Below are 3,228 nucleotides of genomic sequence, written 5' to 3' on the forward strand. Positions count from 1 at the left end.
CGGTGGAGTTTGCGGCTGCGTTTGAGTAGGTTGCGGACTTGGAGAGTTTTGCTCGGTTTGAACGTTTTTGGTGGCATTGTTTTCGGCTTTTTTAGGTTTTTTCTTCGGTTCTTCTAGCTTTTTGCCGGTTAGGCACTCGTAAATTTCCGCGTGATTTTTCTTGGCCCAGTCCTCTTTGATGTCGATTTTTTGGTACTCTTTGCTAGTAGGCGAGGCAAGGCCGTTTTTAACTAGGGTTTTGTTTAGGATTCTGCTTTCGTCGCTTACCTCGCATAGCCATCTATCGCCTAGATTTTTTAGTGTTAGCACGTAGTAGTTGCGCTCCGGACGAAATATCTTTTTGATCTCTTTGTCGTAGGATTTGGTGAAATTTTCCAGCTCTTTTTTATCTTTTATGCATTTTGCGCCGTTATAAAATTTAACGTTTGCAAGCTTGCAAGGAGCGATCACGGCGGCGTTTAGCCTAAAGACAAAGGTATCGTAGTCTAAAATTTTTTCTAGAAAAAGGACCTCTTTGACGACTTTTTCGCGTTTGGATTTGGTCGTTTGGGTGATTTGCATGTCGGTAAACTCGGCTACCAAATTTACCGACAGCAAGGCTAAAGCGCAAAATTTAATCAGAGTAAAAAATGCGCTTTTTTTCATTATTTCAGATCGTATTTTTCTAGCAGTTTATCGTAGCTGCCGTCTTTTTTCATTTCGTCAAGCGCGGCGTTTATTTTAGCGATTAGATCGGCTTTCTTGCCTTTGTCAAACGCCATAGAAAAGCCCTCGCTACCGTCGTTTTCTTTGTAAAATTCCTCAAGCTCGGGGTTTTTCTTTAAAAAGCCGTAGCCGATCGAGCTATCAAGTACGACCGCGTCTATCTTGCCTTTTTTTAGTCCCATGATTAGCGGAACCGGATCCTCGGCAGGCACGACTTTAGCGCCTGCGATAGCGTTAGCGGCGATCTCTTGGACGGTGCCTTGTTGTACGCCTACTCTTTTGCCGTTTAGCGCGTCTTTGCTCGCGATAGCGTCGTTGCCTTTAGCGCGCAAGTAGATATTTTCGGTCGCATAATAAGCCTGCGTGAAATCGATAGATTTGCGTCTATCGTCGGTTGCGCTCATCGCGCTTGCTACGGCGTCGATCTTGCCGGTTTTTAGAGCTGGGATGAGGCCGTCAAAGCTCATATTTACGATCTTGTACTCAAAACCCGCGCGTTTAGCGAGCTCTGCTACTAGATCCATATCAAAGCCCGTAATCTTATTTTGCTCGTCCACATACTCAAACGGCGGATAGTTGGCGGCTGTACCGATCTTTAGCTCGGCGGCGCCAAGCGTAGCTAGGGCCGCTAAAAGCAGCGCAAAAATCTTTTTCATTTTCTCTCCTTTAAATTTGGTTTCAAATTTAACCCGCGTTTTGGTGCGGGCTCGTAAATTTACTTTAGGTCGTATTTTTCCATCATCTTGTCAAATTCGCCGCTCTTTTTGAGCTCCTCTATGGCGGCGTCTATCTTGCCGATTAGCTCCAGGTGCTTGTCTTTATCAAATGCGACGGCAAAGCCCTCGGTGCCGTCTGGAAGCTTTAAAAACTCCTCCAAATCAGAGTTTTGCTTTAGATACTCGTAACCGATCGGGCTATCTGTTAGCACGACGTCGATCTTGCTCGCTTTTAGCGATAAAATCGCAGCCGCTACGGTTTCTGCAGGCACGGCTAGGTCGCCGCAGATGGATTTAGCCGCGCTCTCTTGCAATGTGCCTATTTGCGCGCTTATTTTTTTGAGATGCATATTGGTTGCATTTACGTCGGTGCCTTTTTTGCGGATGAAAAGATTATCCGAAAAATAATATGGCTTCGTAAAATCGACCGATTTTCTTCTCTCCTCGGTCGCGCTCATACCGCTTAGCGCGGCGTCTATCTTGCCTGTTTTTAGAGCTGGGATCAGTCCGTCAAAGCTCATATTTTGTATGTCGAATTTGACGCCGATTTTCTTACCGACGGCCTCTATCATATCGATTTCAAAGCCTACGATCTTGTTGTGCTCGTCGATATACTCAAACGGCGGATAGTCCGCGCTCGAGCCTACTTTTATCGTTTGCTGTACCGCTACGGGGGTTGCCTCGTTTTTTACTGCGGCGTCTTTGCTTGCGTTTTCATTCGAGCTTTGACCGCAGCCTGAAAGCATCAAAGCGGCGGCTACGAAAACGAAAAGTTTTTTAAATTTGCCGGCGGACAAAGCCGCAACGATGTTTTGTGACATTTTGACCTCCTTTTAGTGGTTTAAAATTTTACCTAGAAAATCCTGCAAACGCTGATTGCTAGGGTTTTCAAATACGTTTTTAGGCGTGTCGTCCACGGCTATTTTACCGCCGTGCATGAAAAATATCCTATTTGCCACGTTTTTAGCAAAGCCCATCTCGTGGGTGACTACTAGCATCGTGATGCCTTTTGCCGCGACGTCCTTCATGATGTCTAGCACCTCGCCGATCATCTCGGGATCTAGCGCGCTGGTCGGCTCGTCAAAGAGTATGACCTCGGGATTCATCGCGAGGCTTCTAGCGATTGCTATACGCTGCTTTTGACCGCCCGAGAGCTTGTGCGGGAAGGCGTATTTTTTATCGCTTAGACCCACGCTTTTTAGTAGCTCGTCGGCTCTTTTTTCCGCGCTTTCTTTATCCAAAATCCCCGCTTTTATCGGAGCTAGGGTTAAATTTTGCAAGACGTTTTTATTTGCAAAAAGGTTAAAGTGCTGAAAAACCATGCTCACTTTTTGACGGATTTTATTTATGTCCGTTTTTTTGTCGGTGATGTCTTCGCCGTTTATCTTGATGTGCCCGCCGCTTGGCTCCTCTAGGCGGTTTATGCAGCGCAAAAACGTACTCTTGCCGCCACCGCTCGGGCCTATGATAGCGATGATCTCGCCTTGTTTGATATCTACGCTGATGTCGTCTAGGACGCGCAAATCGCCGTAATTTTTACTCAAATTTCTAATCTCAATCATGGCGATTTAGCCTCCTCTCCAAAATTTTAACCAAAAACGTAAAGAACTTCACGCTGACGTAGTAAACTATGCCCGTGAAAATGACGGGCTCTGGGCTATAAAACACCGCTTGCAGGCTTTTGCTTTGCATCGTGATGTCGATGACGCTGATGTAGCCAACGACTGATGTCTCTTTAAACAGCGAGATAAATTCGTTCGCAAGCGCAGGCAAGATGTTTTTGGTCGCCTGTGGGAACACCACCTCG

Annotated in this window: 5 protein-coding genes; all 5 read right to left on the reverse strand. The window is 46.2% G+C overall.

The features are described from left to right. The coding region (locus tag Q0338_RS01890) for a hypothetical protein (protein ID WP_298085280.1) at positions 1 to 645 on the reverse strand (645 nt) is incomplete at its 3' end. Then, positions 645 to 1,361: a basic amino acid ABC transporter substrate-binding protein gene (locus tag Q0338_RS01895; RefSeq protein WP_298085281.1), complete on the reverse strand. Its 717-nt coding sequence runs from the start codon at positions 1,359 to 1,361 to the stop codon at positions 645 to 647. The genes Q0338_RS01890 and Q0338_RS01895, both read right to left, overlap by 1 nt. Before the next feature lie 59 nt (positions 1,362 to 1,420). Next, positions 1,421 to 2,242 (reverse strand): transporter substrate-binding domain-containing protein, encoded by an 822-nt coding sequence (locus Q0338_RS01900; protein ID WP_298085282.1) that lies wholly within the window; start codon positions 2,240 to 2,242, stop codon positions 1,421 to 1,423. A 12-nt stretch (positions 2,243 to 2,254) separates the two neighbouring features. Further along, positions 2,255 to 2,983, reverse strand: coding sequence for an amino acid ABC transporter ATP-binding protein (locus tag Q0338_RS01905; protein WP_002948421.1), 729 nt, complete (start codon positions 2,981 to 2,983; stop codon positions 2,255 to 2,257). After that, the coding region (locus Q0338_RS01910; protein ID WP_298085283.1) for an ABC transporter permease subunit at positions 2,976 to 3,228 on the reverse strand (253 nt) is incomplete at its 5' end. The genes Q0338_RS01910 and Q0338_RS01905, both read right to left, overlap by 8 nt.

Source organism: uncultured Campylobacter sp. (assembly GCF_938018145.1).
Lineage (GTDB): Bacteria > Campylobacterota > Campylobacteria > Campylobacterales > Campylobacteraceae > Campylobacter_A.

Coding starts and splice junctions, on each gene's coding strand:
- Q0338_RS01905 (WP_002948421.1), bottom strand. CDS start 2,983: ATGATTGAGATTAGAAATTTGAGTAAAAATTACGGCGATTTGCGCGTC.
- Q0338_RS01895 (WP_298085281.1), bottom strand. CDS start 1,361: ATGAAAAAGATTTTTGCGCTGCTTTTAGCGGCCCTAGCTACGCTTGGC.
- Q0338_RS01900 (WP_298085282.1), bottom strand. CDS start 2,242: ATGTCACAAAACATCGTTGCGGCTTTGTCCGCCGGCAAATTTAAAAAA.